The 15,095-nt window shown below is 47.1% G+C and carries 16 protein-coding genes; 15 read left to right on the plus strand and 1 reads right to left on the minus strand.

All coding sequences use genetic code 11. The features are described 5' to 3' along the window. Window positions 1-99 precede the first annotated feature (99 nt). From rnmV to M1D71_RS00200, 11 genes are all read left to right on the plus strand, one after another. Window positions 100-645, plus strand: a complete 546-nt coding sequence (gene rnmV / locus M1D71_RS00150; RefSeq protein ID WP_458124801.1) for a ribonuclease M5 — start codon at window positions 100-102, stop codon at window positions 643-645. A 4-nt stretch (window positions 646-649) separates the two neighbouring features. After that, the gene (gene rsmA / locus M1D71_RS00155) at window positions 650-1,552 is read left to right on the plus strand and encodes a 16S rRNA (adenine(1518)-N(6)/adenine(1519)-N(6))-dimethyltransferase RsmA (RefSeq protein WP_458124802.1); all 903 of its coding nucleotides are present in this window, start codon (window positions 650-652) and stop codon (window positions 1,550-1,552) included. Window positions 1,553-1,611: 59 nt separating this feature from the next. Beyond that, on the plus strand, window positions 1,612-2,508 hold the full coding sequence (gene yabG, locus M1D71_RS00160) for a sporulation peptidase YabG (RefSeq protein WP_458124803.1): 897 nt from the start codon (window positions 1,612-1,614) through the stop codon (window positions 2,506-2,508). A 153-nt stretch (window positions 2,509-2,661) separates the two neighbouring features. Next, complete coding sequence (veg, locus tag M1D71_RS00165; protein ID WP_017691376.1) at window positions 2,662-2,937, plus strand: biofilm formation stimulator Veg; 276 nt, start codon at window positions 2,662-2,664, stop codon at window positions 2,935-2,937. Window positions 2,938-3,190: 253 nt separating this feature from the next. Next, complete coding sequence (locus M1D71_RS00170) at window positions 3,191-3,367, plus strand: small, acid-soluble spore protein, alpha/beta type (RefSeq protein WP_017691375.1); 177 nt, start codon at window positions 3,191-3,193, stop codon at window positions 3,365-3,367. Window positions 3,368-3,516: 149 nt separating this feature from the next. Further along, window positions 3,517-4,371, plus strand: a complete 855-nt coding sequence (gene ispE, locus M1D71_RS00175) for a 4-(cytidine 5'-diphospho)-2-C-methyl-D-erythritol kinase (RefSeq protein WP_458124804.1) — start codon at window positions 3,517-3,519, stop codon at window positions 4,369-4,371. 97 nt (window positions 4,372-4,468) lie between these two features. Next, complete coding sequence (gene purR / locus M1D71_RS00180) at window positions 4,469-5,296, plus strand: pur operon repressor (RefSeq protein ID WP_145326525.1); 828 nt, start codon at window positions 4,469-4,471, stop codon at window positions 5,294-5,296. A 188-nt stretch (window positions 5,297-5,484) separates the two neighbouring features. Further along, entirely contained in the window at window positions 5,485-5,769 is a 285-nt protein-coding gene (gene spoVG / locus M1D71_RS00185; protein ID WP_017691372.1) for a septation regulator SpoVG, read from the plus strand. An 83-nt stretch (window positions 5,770-5,852) separates the two neighbouring features. Beyond that, a complete protein-coding gene (locus M1D71_RS00190; RefSeq protein WP_458124805.1) occupies window positions 5,853-6,047 on the plus strand; it encodes a hypothetical protein in 195 nt (64 codons plus the stop codon). 76 nt (window positions 6,048-6,123) lie between these two features. Beyond that, on the plus strand, window positions 6,124-7,515 hold the full coding sequence (glmU, locus tag M1D71_RS00195) for a bifunctional UDP-N-acetylglucosamine diphosphorylase/glucosamine-1-phosphate N-acetyltransferase GlmU (RefSeq protein ID WP_458127121.1): 1,392 nt from the start codon (window positions 6,124-6,126) through the stop codon (window positions 7,513-7,515). A 100-nt stretch (window positions 7,516-7,615) separates the two neighbouring features. After that, a complete protein-coding gene (locus M1D71_RS00200) occupies window positions 7,616-8,569 on the plus strand; it encodes a ribose-phosphate diphosphokinase (RefSeq protein ID WP_017691370.1) in 954 nt (317 codons plus the stop codon). Window positions 8,570-8,678: 109 nt separating this feature from the next. Here the strand turns inward: M1D71_RS00200 and M1D71_RS00205 are convergent, their stop codons facing one another. Continuing rightward, entirely contained in the window at window positions 8,679-8,879 is a 201-nt protein-coding gene (locus M1D71_RS00205; protein WP_076216763.1) for a hypothetical protein, read from the minus strand. 141 nt (window positions 8,880-9,020) lie between these two features. On the opposite strand from M1D71_RS00205, the gene pth reads away from it, so the two are divergent. From pth to M1D71_RS00225, 4 genes are all read left to right on the plus strand, one after another. Then, window positions 9,021-9,581, plus strand: a complete 561-nt coding sequence (gene pth, locus M1D71_RS00210; protein WP_017691369.1) for an aminoacyl-tRNA hydrolase — start codon at window positions 9,021-9,023, stop codon at window positions 9,579-9,581. A 98-nt stretch (window positions 9,582-9,679) separates the two neighbouring features. Then, window positions 9,680-9,910, plus strand: a complete 231-nt coding sequence (locus M1D71_RS00215) for an anti-sigma-F factor Fin family protein (RefSeq protein ID WP_017691368.1) — start codon at window positions 9,680-9,682, stop codon at window positions 9,908-9,910. Between the two features lie 273 nt (window positions 9,911-10,183). Then, complete coding sequence (gene mfd / locus M1D71_RS00220; protein WP_458124806.1) at window positions 10,184-13,711, plus strand: transcription-repair coupling factor; 3,528 nt, start codon at window positions 10,184-10,186, stop codon at window positions 13,709-13,711. Next, window positions 13,695-14,855: a peptidylprolyl isomerase gene (locus M1D71_RS00225; RefSeq protein WP_458124807.1), complete on the plus strand. Its 1,161-nt coding sequence runs from the start codon at window positions 13,695-13,697 to the stop codon at window positions 14,853-14,855. Before mfd ends, M1D71_RS00225 begins: the two co-directional genes overlap by 17 nt. Window positions 14,856-15,095: the final 240 nt, after the last annotated feature.

A 15,095-nucleotide genomic window follows, 5' to 3' on the forward strand; every position in this document is an offset into this window, starting at 1 on the left:
GGAATATGCGGCGGAGGGGTCTGAATTCAGTCTCCCCCGCCGTTTGGCAGAGAAGAGGATATTCCTCTTCTTTTTGCGTTAGAAAGGAAGAAATGGAACATGATAAAAGAAGTGATTGTGGTGGAAGGCCGCGATGACACGGTAGCCATTCGCCGGGCTGTGCAAGCCGATACGATAGAAACAGGTGGATCAGCCATCAACCAACGCATTCTAAAACGGATTGCGCTTGCTCAGGAGAGACGGGGAGTCATTGTACTCACAGATCCGGATCATGCCGGCGAGCGCATTCGTAAAATTATTGCGAACAAGGTCCCTGGCTGCAAGCATGCCTTCATTCCGGAAGCCGATGCGACGCGTAAAGGAGACATCGGGGTGGAAAACGCCTCACCAGAGGCGATTCGGCACGCGCTGGAACGCGTACATACTTCATACGAAGGTGCTCCAAGCCTCATCGATTGGGAGGACCTCATTGCGGCAGGACTTATCGTACACCCGCAGGCTGCCGCACGCCGTATGGAGATGGGCAATCTGCTGGGCATTGGATATTGTAATGGTAAGCAGTTTCACAAACGTCTGAGTGTATTTCAGATTACACGGGAAGAGTTCTCCACAGCATTAGCGCAAATTGAACGCGAAGGATTGTGAGCATATGAGAGACATGGAAGAAACGATTGAAATTGCAACGCCCAAGCGAACCAAAGAGATTATTCAAAGACACGGATTCTCATTCAAGAAAAGTCTGGGTCAGAACTTTCTGATCGATCAAAATATACTGAACAAAATTGTTAATGCAGCCGATTTGGATGAGTCCAAGGGTGCGCTGGAGATCGGGCCGGGTATTGGAGCCCTTACAGAGCGATTGGCTCGGGTAGCGGGTCCTGTCACAGCCGTAGAGATTGATCAGCGCTTGATTCCAATCCTGGGAGAAGTGATGCAGCCGTATTCGAATGTACGTGTTCATCATGGGGATGTGTTGAAGCTTGATCTGGCTGAGTTGTTTAATACGGATTTTGCATCCGTGGATAAAGTCAGTGTCGTGGCTAACCTGCCTTATTATGTAACGACCCCGATCATGATGAAATTGCTGGAGGAGAAGCTGCCGGTAGACAGCATTGTCGTCATGATTCAGAAAGAAGTGGCTGAACGCATGGCTGCTGCACCGGGATCAAAAGACTACGGTAGTCTGAGCATCGCAGTTCAGTATTACAGTATGCCGGAGCTGGTTTGTATTGTGCCTCCTACGGTCTTCATTCCGCAACCTAATGTGGAGTCGGCTGTTATTAAGCTGAAGGTGCGTGAGCAACCGCCAGTTGAGATTCCTGATGAAGCACACTACTTCGAAGTGGTACAGGCTTCTTTTGCCCAGCGGAGAAAAACAATCTCGAACAACCTGAAAGCACGCTTCTTCACGAAGGAAAATCGAGAACAGGCAGATATTCTGTTGGAGCAGGCAGGTATTCAACCTTCCCGGCGTGGAGAAACGTTAAGTCTGCAGGAGTATGCTACACTCAGCACCGTGATGTGGGAAGCAGGGGTACGCGCAGCGCTGTAAAATTCGAATGAACCAAACCGGGTCTCTGCCCATACGATGGGGTAGAGGTGATTACGTTGATGAATATCGGAGACTTGGTCGTTCGGAAGTCATACGGTGGTGATGTGACTTTTCGGGTGGAAGGCCTCCAGCTGGATACTGCGGTCATTAAAGGGACTGAGTTCCGGCTGCTTGCCGATTCCCCGGTGGATGATTTGATACAGGTTCCCTACGAACCGCAAAGTGCCAAGACCAGACAGGCACATGTTAAAGCACATCAGACGCTGTCCCGCCTGCAGCAGAATCGTAAGGAACAGGCTGAGCGGAATCGTGAAGGTCTGGTGCAGGATTGGTCTGCTCAGCAGGAACCAGCTTATTTTGAAATGCCTGGCAAGGTGCTTCATCTGGATGGAGACCCGAATTATTTGAAAAAAAGCATGGATCTCTATGAACAACTACGCGTTCCCGCGGAGGGACAGTATGTTCATGAATCTGCAATGGCAGATACCTTATACCGTTTGTTACCCAAAGTCCGTCCGGATATCGTCGTAATTACGGGTCATGATGGGGTGTTAAAGACGCGTCAGCCCTATGACTTATATAGTCTTGGTAGCTACAAGAACTCGCAAAATTTTGTGGCGGCTATTCAGGTGGCCAGACAATATGAACGTCATCTGGATGCACTAACCATCGTGGCAGGGGCCTGTCAGTCCCATTTTGAGGCACTGCTGCGCGCTGGAGCGAACTTTGCCAGTTCTCCGGGCAGGATTCTTATTCATGCACTTGATCCGGTCTATGTGGCAGCGAAGGCCTCCTTCACATCTGTGCGGGATACAGTTAACATGAGTGATGTTCTGCACAATACCATCAGTGGTAGCCAAGGTGTGGGTGGTGTGGAGACACGTGGGAGTTACCGGGTAGGTCTGCCGGGCTTAAATGATTTATCCACGCTAAAAGTGAACCCATCTGCGGTCTGATGTAGGCCATTTAAAGTCCCAATTTGGGGCTTTTTTTGTTTGCGAAAAAATTCATTGACAACAACTTTTTGATGCTGATATAATAATTAGTTTTGATTTGACAATGACTGTAAAATCCGGTATAATGGACAAGAAAAGAGGTGGTCGTCGACAATGGCTAAAAACACGCTGTTGGATATCAAACGCAATCTCGACGCACATATTGGTCAGAAAATTATGTTGCGGGCTAATGGTGGCCGCCGTAAGACCATTGAGCGTACGGGTGTATTGGAAGAAACGTACCCTTCTGTTTTTATTGTTAAGCTTGATGAGGAACAAGAAACTTTCAAGCGAGTATCTTATAGTTATGCGGATATACTTACGGAATCGGTGGAAGTCATGGTCTATGACCCGGGCAGCCAGACGCATAGCTCCTATATGGAGACGTAAGTATCGTTTTACAGGCGATTCGCCCCACAAGGCGGATCGCTTTTTTGTTTTTCATAAAACAACCAATTCGCCCTCTAAGGTAAACCATACATACTTAGGAATGAGTTAAGAACGGTCGCGGCATACTATTTGGACAGGTGAAGGAACAGTTTCTTAAGCAATTGGTGGGAAACTGAACTTGGCCTGGGGCATGTTGTCTAAAACGTGAACGAACTCATCACATCATGATGGATACTAAGGAGGAGGATGGTTCATGAGTCGGAGAAGAAGAAGTGTCATGTCAGAGGATCTGAAGAATGAACTAGCAAAAGACCTGGGTTTCTATGACACGGTCCAACAGGAAGGCTGGGGCGGAATCAAAGCCAAAGATGCAGGAAATATGGTTAAACGTGCAATTCAACTTGCTGAACAGGCCGCGCGCAAATCCTAATCCGTTTCAATCAGATTGTAAAGCGGGGAAATCCGTCAGGAATCACCCCGCTTTTTCCCCATAGATGCGGAATAGAAATGACTTGACAGCCCCATTTTGATATAATATGTTAAGTTGTCTTAGGGAAAAGGTGAGGACGGGTGAACGCCTTGAAAATTTACGAAAAAGCGCCTGCTAAAATTAATTTGATGCTGGACGTTTTACATAAAAGAAGCGATGGATTCCATGAAGTTGAAATGATCATGACCATGGTCGATCTGGCCGATCGGCTGGAAATGTCGGAACTGCCGCGAGATACCATTTTCATCTCCAGTCAGGCAGGGTATATCCCGCTGGATGAGAAAAATTTGGCTTTCCAGGCAGCCCGGCTTATTAAGGAGCGCTATAACGTGCACACGGGAGTTCATATTCATCTGGACAAAAAAATTCCAGTTGCAGCTGGACTTGCAGGCGGTAGCAGTGATGCAGCAGCAGCTCTGCGTGGATTGAACCGCCTCTGGCGGCTCAATATACCGGATCACGAACTACAGGAGCTTGGAGCTGAACTCGGTTCGGATGTTCCATTCTGTATCACAGGAGGGACAGCGCTCGCTACAGGACGTGGTGAGAAATTGACGCCTATACCTAATCCGCCGCAATGTTGGGTTATCCTGGCCAAGCCGCCTATTAATGTGTCTACAGCCGATGTATACGGACGGTTCCGTAGTGACAAGATTGTTCGGCATCCGAGTGCGGAGAAAATGGAGCAGGCTATTCGTGACCAATCATTTACGGATGTATGTAACCAGATGGGCAATGTGCTTGAAGATGTAACGTTGAAGCTGTATCCGGAAGTTCAGCATCTGAAGGATGCCATGATTCGTCTGGGTGCAGACGGTGTGCTGATGTCAGGCAGTGGTCCAACGGTATTCGGTTTGGTGTCGAAAGAATCCAAGGTTGCCCGGATATACAATGGTCTGCGGGGCTTCTGCAAAGAAGTGTACGCTGTACGTATGTTGACGTAAAATTCGCTTTTATAATGTACAAACACGTATAAAGGTGGTATATTTTTAAATAATTATTCGGATTTAGATGTTTCCGTGATCGTGAGGATGGATCTCTGTGAAGAAGTTAAAACGAAGCGCAAGGCTGGTTGAAATGACGCAATACTTATTGTCCAGACCGCATACGGTTATTCCGCTCACCACATTTGCCGAACGCTATGGAGCCGCGAAGTCTTCGATTAGTGAAGATCTGGCGATTATCAAGGAAGTGTTCGAAGAAGGTGGGTCAGGAGAACTGAATACACTGGCTGGAGCAGCCGGGGGAGTTAGATGGATTCCGAAGGTGTCCCGAGAACTGGCATTGGCATTTGCAGAGCGACTCTCGACCCAGCTCGCGCAGCCTGACCGGATCTTGCCTGGAGAATACCTGTACATGTCCGATCTGCTGGGACAGCCCGCATTGATGAATGAAGCCGGCAAGATCTTTGCAACGGCCTTTGGCAACATGAATATTGATGTGGTTATGACGGTAGAAACCAAGGGAATTCCACTGGCTTATGCGACCGGAGCCCAGCTCAACCTGCCTGTTGTGCTCGTTCGCAGGGACCATCAGGCTACAGAAGGATCGGCCGTAAGTATCAATTATGTATCGGGGTCCCATAAAAGTCTGCATACCATGTCCCTGTCTCGCAGGGCGATGCGTGAGCACTCCAGAGTACTTATTGTGGATGACTTCATGAAGGCTGGGGGTACGGTGCAAGGAATGATCGATCTTTTGGCCGAGTTTAATGCTACGGTAGCCGGGGTAGGGGTACTGGTTGAATCTGGTTCTGTGGATTCAGAAGAACGCCTGCTAACAGATTACGTATCACTGGCTAAGCTAACAGCGGTTGATGCCAAGAGCAGACACATTTCCGTGAAGCCTGGCAACTATTTTGACCTGTAGAAAGATGACGAATTTCATGTCGGGAAAGGTTCTTTTCCATCGACCTGGCACTAACGTTGTCGAATTGTGTATTAAATAAAAAAATTCCTGAAATTAGGAAATTTTTGTGGTTATAAAAAGAAGGAGTTCGTATAGGCTGTGTGGAATTATACACCAAGTTCTGATGGAAAAAGGTGGTGAACACACACATGCAAATTACGGATGTCAGACTCCGCCGTGTTAACTCGGAGGGGAGAATGAAGGCTATCGCATCCATTACCATCGATAACGAATTCGTCGTTCATGACATTCGTGTCATTGATGGTAACAACGGAATGTTTGTTGCTATGCCGAGCAAGCGGACTCCTGACGGAGAGTTCCGTGATATCGCCCACCCGATCTCTTCCGGTACTCGTGAGAAGATTCAGGCAGCAGTTTTGACTGAATATGATCGCGCAGCAACTGAGGAAGAAGTCATTGAAGAAGGTGCCTGAGAACATTATTGGGGTTCGAAGGAAAAGAGAGCCATGTCTTATGGCTCTCTTTTCTTTTTGACCGGAATAAGATATATTCAGTATTGAGTTTATTAGCAGAGAACAAAAAGCGCATCGTGCGCTTGGTGGCAGGGCGGCATCTTAGGAATCATTGGGATTCGGTTAAGCTCGCAGGTACACGGCGTAAACATATAGGTCACGAGTCGTTGGTGTCCGCGTTGTTACGTGTGATTACAGAGACAGCAGGCGATGAACAAGACCGGCTTGAAGCCGGCTGAACGATACTCATTGGATAGAGATAGAAATGCACTTCAATGGGATTTTCAGAACAGGAGGTCGTTAATTTTGAAACGAATGGCAATCGTTCTTGCCGCAGGGCAAGGGAAACGAATGAAATCAAAATTGTACAAAGTACTGCATCCCGTATGCGGTAAACCTATGGTTGGACATGTGCTGGATGCAGCACTCAGCGCAGGCGTTGAACGCAGTGTAGTTGTAGTCGGTCATGGTGCCGAAGCGGTGCAGTCATTTTTAGGTTCCAGAGCGGAGTACGCGCTTCAGGCGGAACAACTGGGAACAGGGCATGCAGTGAAGCAGGTTAAATCGTTGCTTGGTGGCGAAACAGGCTCTACCATTGTGGTATGTGGAGATACACCACTTGTGACCAGTGAGACGCTGGAAGGTCTGATGAAGCTCCATGAGAGTAGCGGAGCAGTAGCGACAGTTCTTACGGCTCAGTTGGACAATCCCAAAGGCTATGGCCGAGTGATTCGCGGAGAAGATGGGTCTGTACAACGGATTGTGGAACAAAAGGATTGCACGGAGCAGGAAGATGCTGTGAATGAGATTAACACAGGCACATACTGTTTCGATAATGCCAAATTGTTTGCTGCCCTAGAAAAAGTGACGAACCAGAATGCTCAGGGAGAGTATTATCTTACAGACGTGGTTGGCATTTTCCGCAATGATGGAGAAGTCGTTGAGGCTTACATGTCAGATGACATCGCAGAATCCATCGGGGTTAATGACCGACTCGCACTCTCACAAGCCGAAGCCTTCATGCGTGAACGTCTCGCCGTACGCCATATGTTGAACGGTGTTACGATCATTGATCCGTCATCGACATATATCGGAGCGGATGTTACGATTGGATCAGATACAGTATTGTATCCGGGGACGATCCTCAAAGGCATAACTTCCATTGGGGAAGCATGTCATATTGGTCCTCAGGCAGATGTGGAAGACAGCGTTATTCAGGATGGAGTTACGATTAAACATTCGGTATTGTCCAATGCCGAGGTTGGTTCTGATGCAACGGTTGGTCCATTTGCTAATTTGCGTCCAGGGACTAAACTTGGTCGCAACGTAAAAATTGGTGACTTTGTTGAAGTGAAAAATGCTACAATTGATGAAGGCTCCAAAGTATCTCATCTCAGTTATATTGGGGATGCCAAAGTAGGGAAAAACGTAAATGTTGGATGCGGGGCAATAACTGTCAATTATGATGGTTATAATAAAGCTGTGACAACGATTGAAGATGATGCTTTTGTAGGCAGCAACGTCAATCTAATCGCACCGATTACGGTAGGAAAAGGCGCTTATGTAGTTGCTGGCTCCACCGTTACCCATTCCGTTCCCGAGAATGATCTGGCCATTGCTCGTCCACGTCAGGAGAATAAACCTGGTTATGCGGAGAAGATTCGCGGACGTGCCAAAGCCAAGAAACAAAATGCCAAACCCCAATAAGGGGTTTTGATAACAAGATTGCCTCCCGAAGACCGGGAGGTGCCGACATGTCGCAGACGCTTATAGATTCCAATGAACCAGCACGGAGGGTTTTTATTTTATGACTTATTTTGATTCGAAATTAAAAATATTTACTTGCAATTCTAACCCCAAGCTCGCCCATCAAATTGCTGATTATATCGGGATTCCTATGGGTGAATCTCATACAACCAGCTTTAGTGATGGTGAGATTCAAGTGAAACTCTCCGAGAGTGTTCGGGGTTGTCACGTCTACATCGTGCAGTCCACTTGCTTGCCGGTTAATGACAACCTGATGGAAATGCTCGTTATGATCGATGCACTTAAACGGGCATCTGCCAAGACGATTAACGTCGTTATTCCTTATTATGGCTATGCAAGACAGGATCGCAAGGCGCGTTCGCGTGACCCGATTACAGCGAAACTGGTTGCCAACCTGATTGAAAAAGCGGGTGCAACCCGTGTCATCGCGATGGACTTGCATGCAATGCAGATTCAGGGATTCTTCGACATTCCGGTCGATCATTTGCTCGGTGTGCCAATTCTGGCTCAATATTTCCGGTCGAAACAGATCGAAAATCCAGTTGTTGTGTCGCCTGACCACGGTGGCGTAGTACGCGCACGTAAACTGGCTGATTTCCTGAATGCACCTCTTGCGATTATCGACAAGCGTCGTCCTGAGCCGAATGTCAGCGAAGTGATGAACATTATCGGTAACATCGAGGGTAAAACAGCCATTCTGATCGATGACATTATTGACACGGCAGGAACGATTGTACTGGGAGCGAATGCTCTGATGGAAGGCGGCGTAAAAGAAGTATACGCGTGCTGTACTCACCCTGTATTGTCCGGACCTGCGATGGAACGTTTGGAGAATGCACCATTGAAGGAAGTCATCGTAACGGATACCATTCCAATTACGCATGCTAATCCGACAAGCAAACTCAAAGTGTTGTCTGTAGCGCCTTTGCTCGGAGAAGCAATTATCCGGGTTCATGAGGAATTGTCAATCAGCAAGCTGTTTGAAATTGAATAAGGATGTCTGCATAAAGTAGTAGAGGGGTTACGTTTTCCGGTTCAATGGAAAATGTAACCCCTGTCGGCGTGCCGTTTTATTATAAGTGAAACAGACGCTGATCAGTTCATTAATACCCTGGGCGGGAGATAAACCGGAAACGACGCCGATGAAAAAGCGTGTTGGCAATTTCGACGAATTGATTATCGAAACGTGTGATGAGACCGATCTCAATATGGGTGTCGCGGTCGTATACCTGTACAGGTACGTGATATTCGAGATGATAGATAAAATCGCTATGTTGAGTCAGTTGTCCGTTGTCTTCGCGCAAAACCCGCTCACCTTCCTGGGTTGATAAAATATGAACTGTGAATACTACAGTAAATTCGGAACGTTACTTTCCTGATATTATATGAAATATAACTTTCGAAGTCTATGCCTCACCTCAGGCTAATCCGAAGGAGGGAACAAGATGAAGTGGATTGTCGGACTTGGAAATCCAGGCTCGAACTATGCCAAAACCCGTCATAATATCGGTTTTATGGCGCTGGATCGGTTGGCAGATCGTCATAGTATCTCCATTACACAGAGTAAATGTAAGGCGCTGATTGGAGAGGGCAATATCGGCGGTGTGAAAACCGTGCTAATCAAACCAATGACCTATATGAATTTGTCTGGTGAATCGGTTCGGGCATATATGGATTTTTATAAAGTTAGTCTTGAAGATCTGATTGTTGTGTACGACGACATGGATACAGAGATTGGCAAAGTCAGATTACGTTATCAAGGCAGTGCAGGTGGACATAATGGGATCAAGTCCATTATTCAGCATACCGGTACACAGCAGTTTAACCGGGTACGCATGGGAATATCCCGGCCTGAACCAGGACATGCCATAGTCGATTATGTACTGTCGACATTTATGAAGAAAGAAAAGGAAGCCCTTGATCAGACTATTGAGCAAACGTGTGATGCCCTGGAGCATAGCTTGACCCATACGTTTGAACAAACAATGGCGAAGTTTAACGGTTAATTGTGTAAGAAATATTGGTAAAATGATCAAAAAAGACGGGTTCGATTCAGCCATATTGGACATACTGGACGTATAAACCATGTTCAGGAGGCATAAACATGTCAGTGAATTACGTATGTCGGCATTGCCGCACCTTTATTGGACGAATCGATTCTGCCCGGATAACGGAAGTAGAGCTCGGCTTTCATTTCTTGACCCCCGACGAGCGGAGGGATATAATAGCGTATAATTCCGGTGGTGACATTACCGTTCGGATTACATGTGATTATTGCAAGGAAGCCCTGGAGCACAATCCGGAGCTTAGCCTGCTCGCGAGTCCGCTTCAGTAGACATCGCCTGTAACAGGATCGAATGACAGTTGAGGGCGGTTGCGTAATAACGCTCCACCTTTTATAGCCTTGGCAGCCTGCTGAGGCTTCTTTTCAGTTGGAATGAAAACCAGCGCTATCTCCAAATCAGGCTCAGCCACATCAACAGATGTGGCAATGTTGCGAGTAATCCTTTATGATGAAACAGGACAAAAAGGAATTTGTATCCATTTTAATAGTGATGCTACGCGTATGCGTGAGATAATCAAGTAAGTTATAAGAGAGGTGCCCCTTTTGTTACAAGCACTTATACAGGCTTTTTCCAAAGATCCGGACTTCGGGTCCATTACAGCCGGAATCAAGTCCGGCATGAAAGAGCAATTGGTCTCCGGTTTGTCCGGATCAGCGCGTCAGATTATGCTGGCTGCTCTGCATCAGGTAATGAATCGACCATTGCTCGTAGTAACGCATAATATGTTTTCAGCCCAAAAAATTGCAGAAGATTTACAGGAAGCGCTTTCACCTGATCAGGTGTTGATCTATCCTGCCAACGAACTTGTCGCTGCTGAAGCTGCTGTTTCCAGCCCGGAAACATTGGGTCAGCGCATTGATGTGTTGGTCCGCTGCGCCCAGGGATTCAGGGGCGTTGTTGTTATTCCCTTTTCCGGGGTAAGACGCTATGTCCCGCTTCCGGAAGTAATGGCCAATGCTCGAATTTTGATTAAACAAGGCAACACACTTCAACTGGATTCCTTCCTGCTGGAGATGGTAAAGCTCGGATACGAGCGTGTGGAACGCGTGGAATCTCGCGGTGAGATGAGTGTACGTGGTGGCATCATCGATTTCTATCCGGTTACTTCATCGATCGCGTATCGAGTGGAGTTATTTGATGACGAAATCGACTCCATTCGGACATTTGACCCAGCGGATCAACGTTCGATTGAACGGATTGGGGAAGTTACGGTTCTTCCATGCAAGGAGTTAATCGCAGACCGTGAACGGATGGAAAAGGCTGCGGATGCGGCTGTCCTTTTGCTGGAGCAACAGCTGGAGAAAATGACGGACCGGCAGGCGAAGCTGCGTCTTCGTGAAGAAATTCACCGGGAGATTGAGCTTTTACGAGAGCACGTGTATTTCTCCGAAATGTATAAATATATATCTCCGCTCTATCCGGAGAACAAAACGATCTACGACTATATGCCAGAAGATACGCTGCTGGTTCTTGATGAGCCTGCCAGACTCTCGGAGACATCAAAACAGCTGGACCGTGATGAATCGGAGTGGAATTTGCACTTGATGCAAAACGGAAAAACACTTCCGGATCTTCCATTATCCGCAGACGGTGATGAACTCTTGTATGAGCGTCCATTCCAGACGCTGTTTATGTCGATCTTTTTGCGTCAGGTTCCACACACCCAACCACAAAACATTCTGAACTTCATCAGTCGTGGCATGCAGGATTTCCATGGACAGATGAATGTACTGAAGGCAGAGATGGAGCGTTGGCAGAAGGCTGGCGTTCAAGTGCTCATGCTGGCGAATGGTGAGGAACGACTGGATCGGATGCGCCGGGTACTGATGGACTATGATATTCCAGAGCCGGAGATGCTGATTGGTAACTTGCAAACCGGGTTTGAAATGCCATCCATTCATTTGGCTGTCGTGACTGAGGGCGAGATGTTCTCGCAAAAACAGCGTAAAGTACGGAAACCGATTCGGAATGTAGACAATGCGGAACGGATCAAATCCTATAGCGAGCTAAAAGTGGGCGATTATGTCGTTCACCAGAACCACGGGATTGGTAAGTACCTGGGGATCGGCACACTTGAGGTTGGCGGCATTCATAAAGACTACATGCATATTCTCTATGCGGGTGGAGACAAACTGTCTGTACCTATTGAACAGATTGATCTGATTCAGAAATACGTTGGTTCCGAAGAGAAAGAACCGAAAATATACAAGCTGGGCGGTAACGAGTGGACACGGGTTAAAAATAAAGTCCGCACATCCGTACAGGATATTGCTGATGATCTGATCAAGCTGTATGCGGAGCGTCAGACCTCCAAAGGGTTTGGATTCGACAAGGATTCTGCGGAACAGCAGGAGTTTGAGGACATGTTCCCTTACGATGAGACACGTGATCAGGTGCGTGCGATCGAGGAAATCAAGAAGGATATGGAACAAAACCGTCCAATGGACCGTTTATTGTGTGGGGATGTCGGTTACGGCAAAACCGAGGTGGCTATTCGTGCTGCGTTCAAAGCAGCAATTGAAGGGAAACAGGTGGCTGTACTCGTGCCGACAACGATTTTGGCACAGCAGCATTTTGAGACATTCCGTGAGCGTTTCTCCGGTTATCCGTTCAACATTCATGTGCTGAGCCGTTTCCGCTCCCGTAAAGAGCAGAATGAAACAGCAAAAGGCATCAAGGCAGGTACAGTGGATATTGTGATTGGAACGCATCGATTGCTGTCACAGGATCTGGTGTTCAAGGACCTGGGACTGCTCATTGTCGACGAAGAACAGCGTTTCGGAGTAACCCACAAGGAAAAACTGAAGAAGCTGAAAACGAATGTAGACGTACTGACGCTGACGGCAACGCCGATTCCGCGGACCCTTCACATGTCCATGCTGGGTGTGCGTGATCTGTCCGTTATCGAGACTCCCCCAGAGAATCGTTTCCCGGTACAGACTTATGTGGTTGAACATAGCCAGGCGCTTGTACGCGAGGCTATTGAGCGTGAGATGGCACGTGGTGGTCAGGTATATTACCTCTACAACCGTGTTCAGGGAATTCAGGAGATGGCTGCCGAAATTTCTGAACTGGTGCCTGAAGCCAAGGTTGGTGTAGGACATGGCCAGATGTCGGAAACAGAGCTAGAGAAGACGATTCTGGACTTCCTGGATGGTGAATATGACGTGCTTGTGAGCACAAGTATCATCGAGACCGGGGTAGATATTCCGAACGTAAATACCCTGATCGTACATGATGCGGATAAAATGGGGCTTTCCCAGCTGTATCAGCTGCGCGGCCGAGTGGGTCGTTCCAACCGTATTGCCTATGCCTATTTCACGTACCAACGGGACAAAGTTCTTACTGAAGTTGCCGAGAAACGTCTGCAATCGATTAAGGAATTCACTGAACTGGGTTCGGGATTCAAAATCGCCATGCGTGACTTGTCGATCCGTGGTGCGGGCAATCTGTTAGGAGCAGAGCAGCATGGCTTTATCGCTTCCGTCGGGTTCGATCTGTATTCCCAGATGCTCGCAGAGGAGATCAACAAACGCAAAGTTACGATGCTTGGCGAAGAGCCGGTACCTTCCGACCAGTGGAACACAACCCTGGATCTCAGTATCGATGCTTACTTGCCGTCCGATTATATTTATGACAGTATTCAGAAGATTGAGATCTACAAAAAAGTGGCGGTCATTGCCTCCTTCGACGATGCGATGGAATTGGAAGACGAATTGGTGGACCGGTTCGGTGATCTTCCGGAGGCCGTCATTAACTTGCTGGCTGTTGCGCGGATGAAAGTATACGGCAAAATCTATGGTATTGAGTCCATTTCCCAACGCGGTGAGGACATCACCGTGAAGTTCTACGAAGGGCGCGAACATGCCTTTGAACTCTCGAAAATCGCGCACATTGGAAATCAGTTCGAAAGACGTGTACAATTTGAACAAGGACCCCATATGCTGATTCACGCTAAAGGCAAGGGGCTTGGGGATAAGCAACTGATGGAGCTGGTAGAGAAAATTCTGGAGTCCATGAAGACTGCTTTTAAATCAAAGGGGGAACTAAAGGATGTTACCAAAGTATAAAAAGGTAGGAAAAGTACTGTCTGTGAGCATGGTCGCAGTACTGTCCTTATCATTGCTTGCTGCTTGCGGCAAGAAGGAAGAAGCAAAAGCACCAGAATCGACAGATACAAGTGCTGTAGTCGCTACGTATGATGGTGGTACCATTACAGCCAATGAATTCGACATGGAACAACGTGTTATGAAATTCCTGTATCCGGAATATGCACAAATGATGGATATGGACGATTTCAAGGAGTACCTGGTGAAACAGGAAGTTGCTTATGAATATCTGAGTGGCAAAGCAAGTGAAGAAGCCAAAACAGCAGGTGCCAAAACAGCAACCGAACAATTCGATAAAATGAAAGCTTCTGTTCAGGCAGATCAATGGACTGAGATGCTGAAAGCTCAGAACCTGACTGACCAGAACATTAAAGATTATATGACTCGCATCATGACGGTAATCAAAGACAAGGAAACAGGCGTTACGGAAGATGCCATCAAGGCTGAGTTTGAGAAAAACAAAGATCAGTTCACTACGGCTTCCGTTCGTCACGTGCTGATTAACTTCACAGATCCAAAAACGCAAAAAGAGCGTAAAAAAGAAGATGCACTGAAGATTGCAAAAGAAGTAAAAACCAAGTTGGATGGTGGAGCTGATTTTGCTAAAATTGCAAAAGAGTATTCCGAAGATCCAGGTTCTGCTGAAAAAGGTGGATTGTATGAAGAAACACCTGTAGGCAGCTGGGTAGAGGCATTTAAGCAAGCTGCAAAAACGTTGCCACTGAACAAAATCAGTGATCCAGTAGAGACAGAGTACGGTTACCACGTCATGAAAGTGGAAGCTCGTACAGAAGCTGACTTTGCCAAATTGACGGCTGAACAAAAAGAAAGCCTGAAGAGCCAATTGGCTGCAGCTGAAATCGATACGTTCATGCAAAATGAATTGGACAAAATCGTAAAAGAAGTCAAACTGCCAAAAACAGAAAAAGCTGAAGAAGGTACGACTGAAGGCACAACTGAAGGTACTACGGGTACAGGAACTGAAGGAGAGAAAACAACCGAACCAAAAACGGATGACTCCACAGGTACGGATACCAAGACTGACCAAGGTACGACTGGAACAGATAAAGATGCAACAACAGATGAAGGTACAAGCAGTAAGTAATATTGCTGTGTTAGCATATTTTAAGGGTTAAATCCGCCCTAATGAATGCTATGTACTACGTATATATGGACAACCATACAGAGAAGCAAGGGGAGGACTTAGGACCTCCTTCTTGCTTCTTCTTGTATATATTCAAGCCGTATGGGTAAATGGTCGCCTTCTTCGAAAGTTACACAACTATATTATCCGAAGCATGTATAAGGAAATGGGAACAGATGAATACTATGGTCAAGATATCAC

It is taken from the genome of Paenibacillus sp. Z3-2, assembly GCF_054161325.1.

What these genes read in the sequence shown, in the direction of transcription:
- M1D71_RS00170 (WP_017691375.1), top strand. Translation starts at nt 3,191, where the DNA reads ATGAGTCGGAGAAGAAGAAGTGTCATGTCAGAGGATCTGAAGAATGAA.
- yabG (WP_458124803.1), top strand. Translation starts at nt 1,612, where the DNA reads ATGAATATCGGAGACTTGGTCGTTCGGAAGTCATACGGTGGTGATGTG.
- spoVG (WP_017691372.1), top strand. Translation starts at nt 5,485, where the DNA reads ATGCAAATTACGGATGTCAGACTCCGCCGTGTTAACTCGGAGGGGAGA.
- rnmV (WP_458124801.1), top strand. Translation starts at nt 100, where the DNA reads ATGATAAAAGAAGTGATTGTGGTGGAAGGCCGCGATGACACGGTAGCC.
- M1D71_RS00215 (WP_017691368.1), top strand. Translation starts at nt 9,680, where the DNA reads ATGTCAGTGAATTACGTATGTCGGCATTGCCGCACCTTTATTGGACGA.
- M1D71_RS00225 (WP_458124807.1), top strand. Translation starts at nt 13,695, where the DNA reads ATGTTACCAAAGTATAAAAAGGTAGGAAAAGTACTGTCTGTGAGCATG.
- M1D71_RS00200 (WP_017691370.1), top strand. Translation starts at nt 7,616, where the DNA reads ATGACTTATTTTGATTCGAAATTAAAAATATTTACTTGCAATTCTAAC.
- glmU (WP_458127121.1), top strand. Translation starts at nt 6,124, where the DNA reads ATGGCAATCGTTCTTGCCGCAGGGCAAGGGAAACGAATGAAATCAAAA.
- veg (WP_017691376.1), top strand. Translation starts at nt 2,662, where the DNA reads ATGGCTAAAAACACGCTGTTGGATATCAAACGCAATCTCGACGCACAT.
- rsmA (WP_458124802.1), top strand. Translation starts at nt 650, where the DNA reads ATGAGAGACATGGAAGAAACGATTGAAATTGCAACGCCCAAGCGAACC.
- pth (WP_017691369.1), top strand. Translation starts at nt 9,021, where the DNA reads ATGAAGTGGATTGTCGGACTTGGAAATCCAGGCTCGAACTATGCCAAA.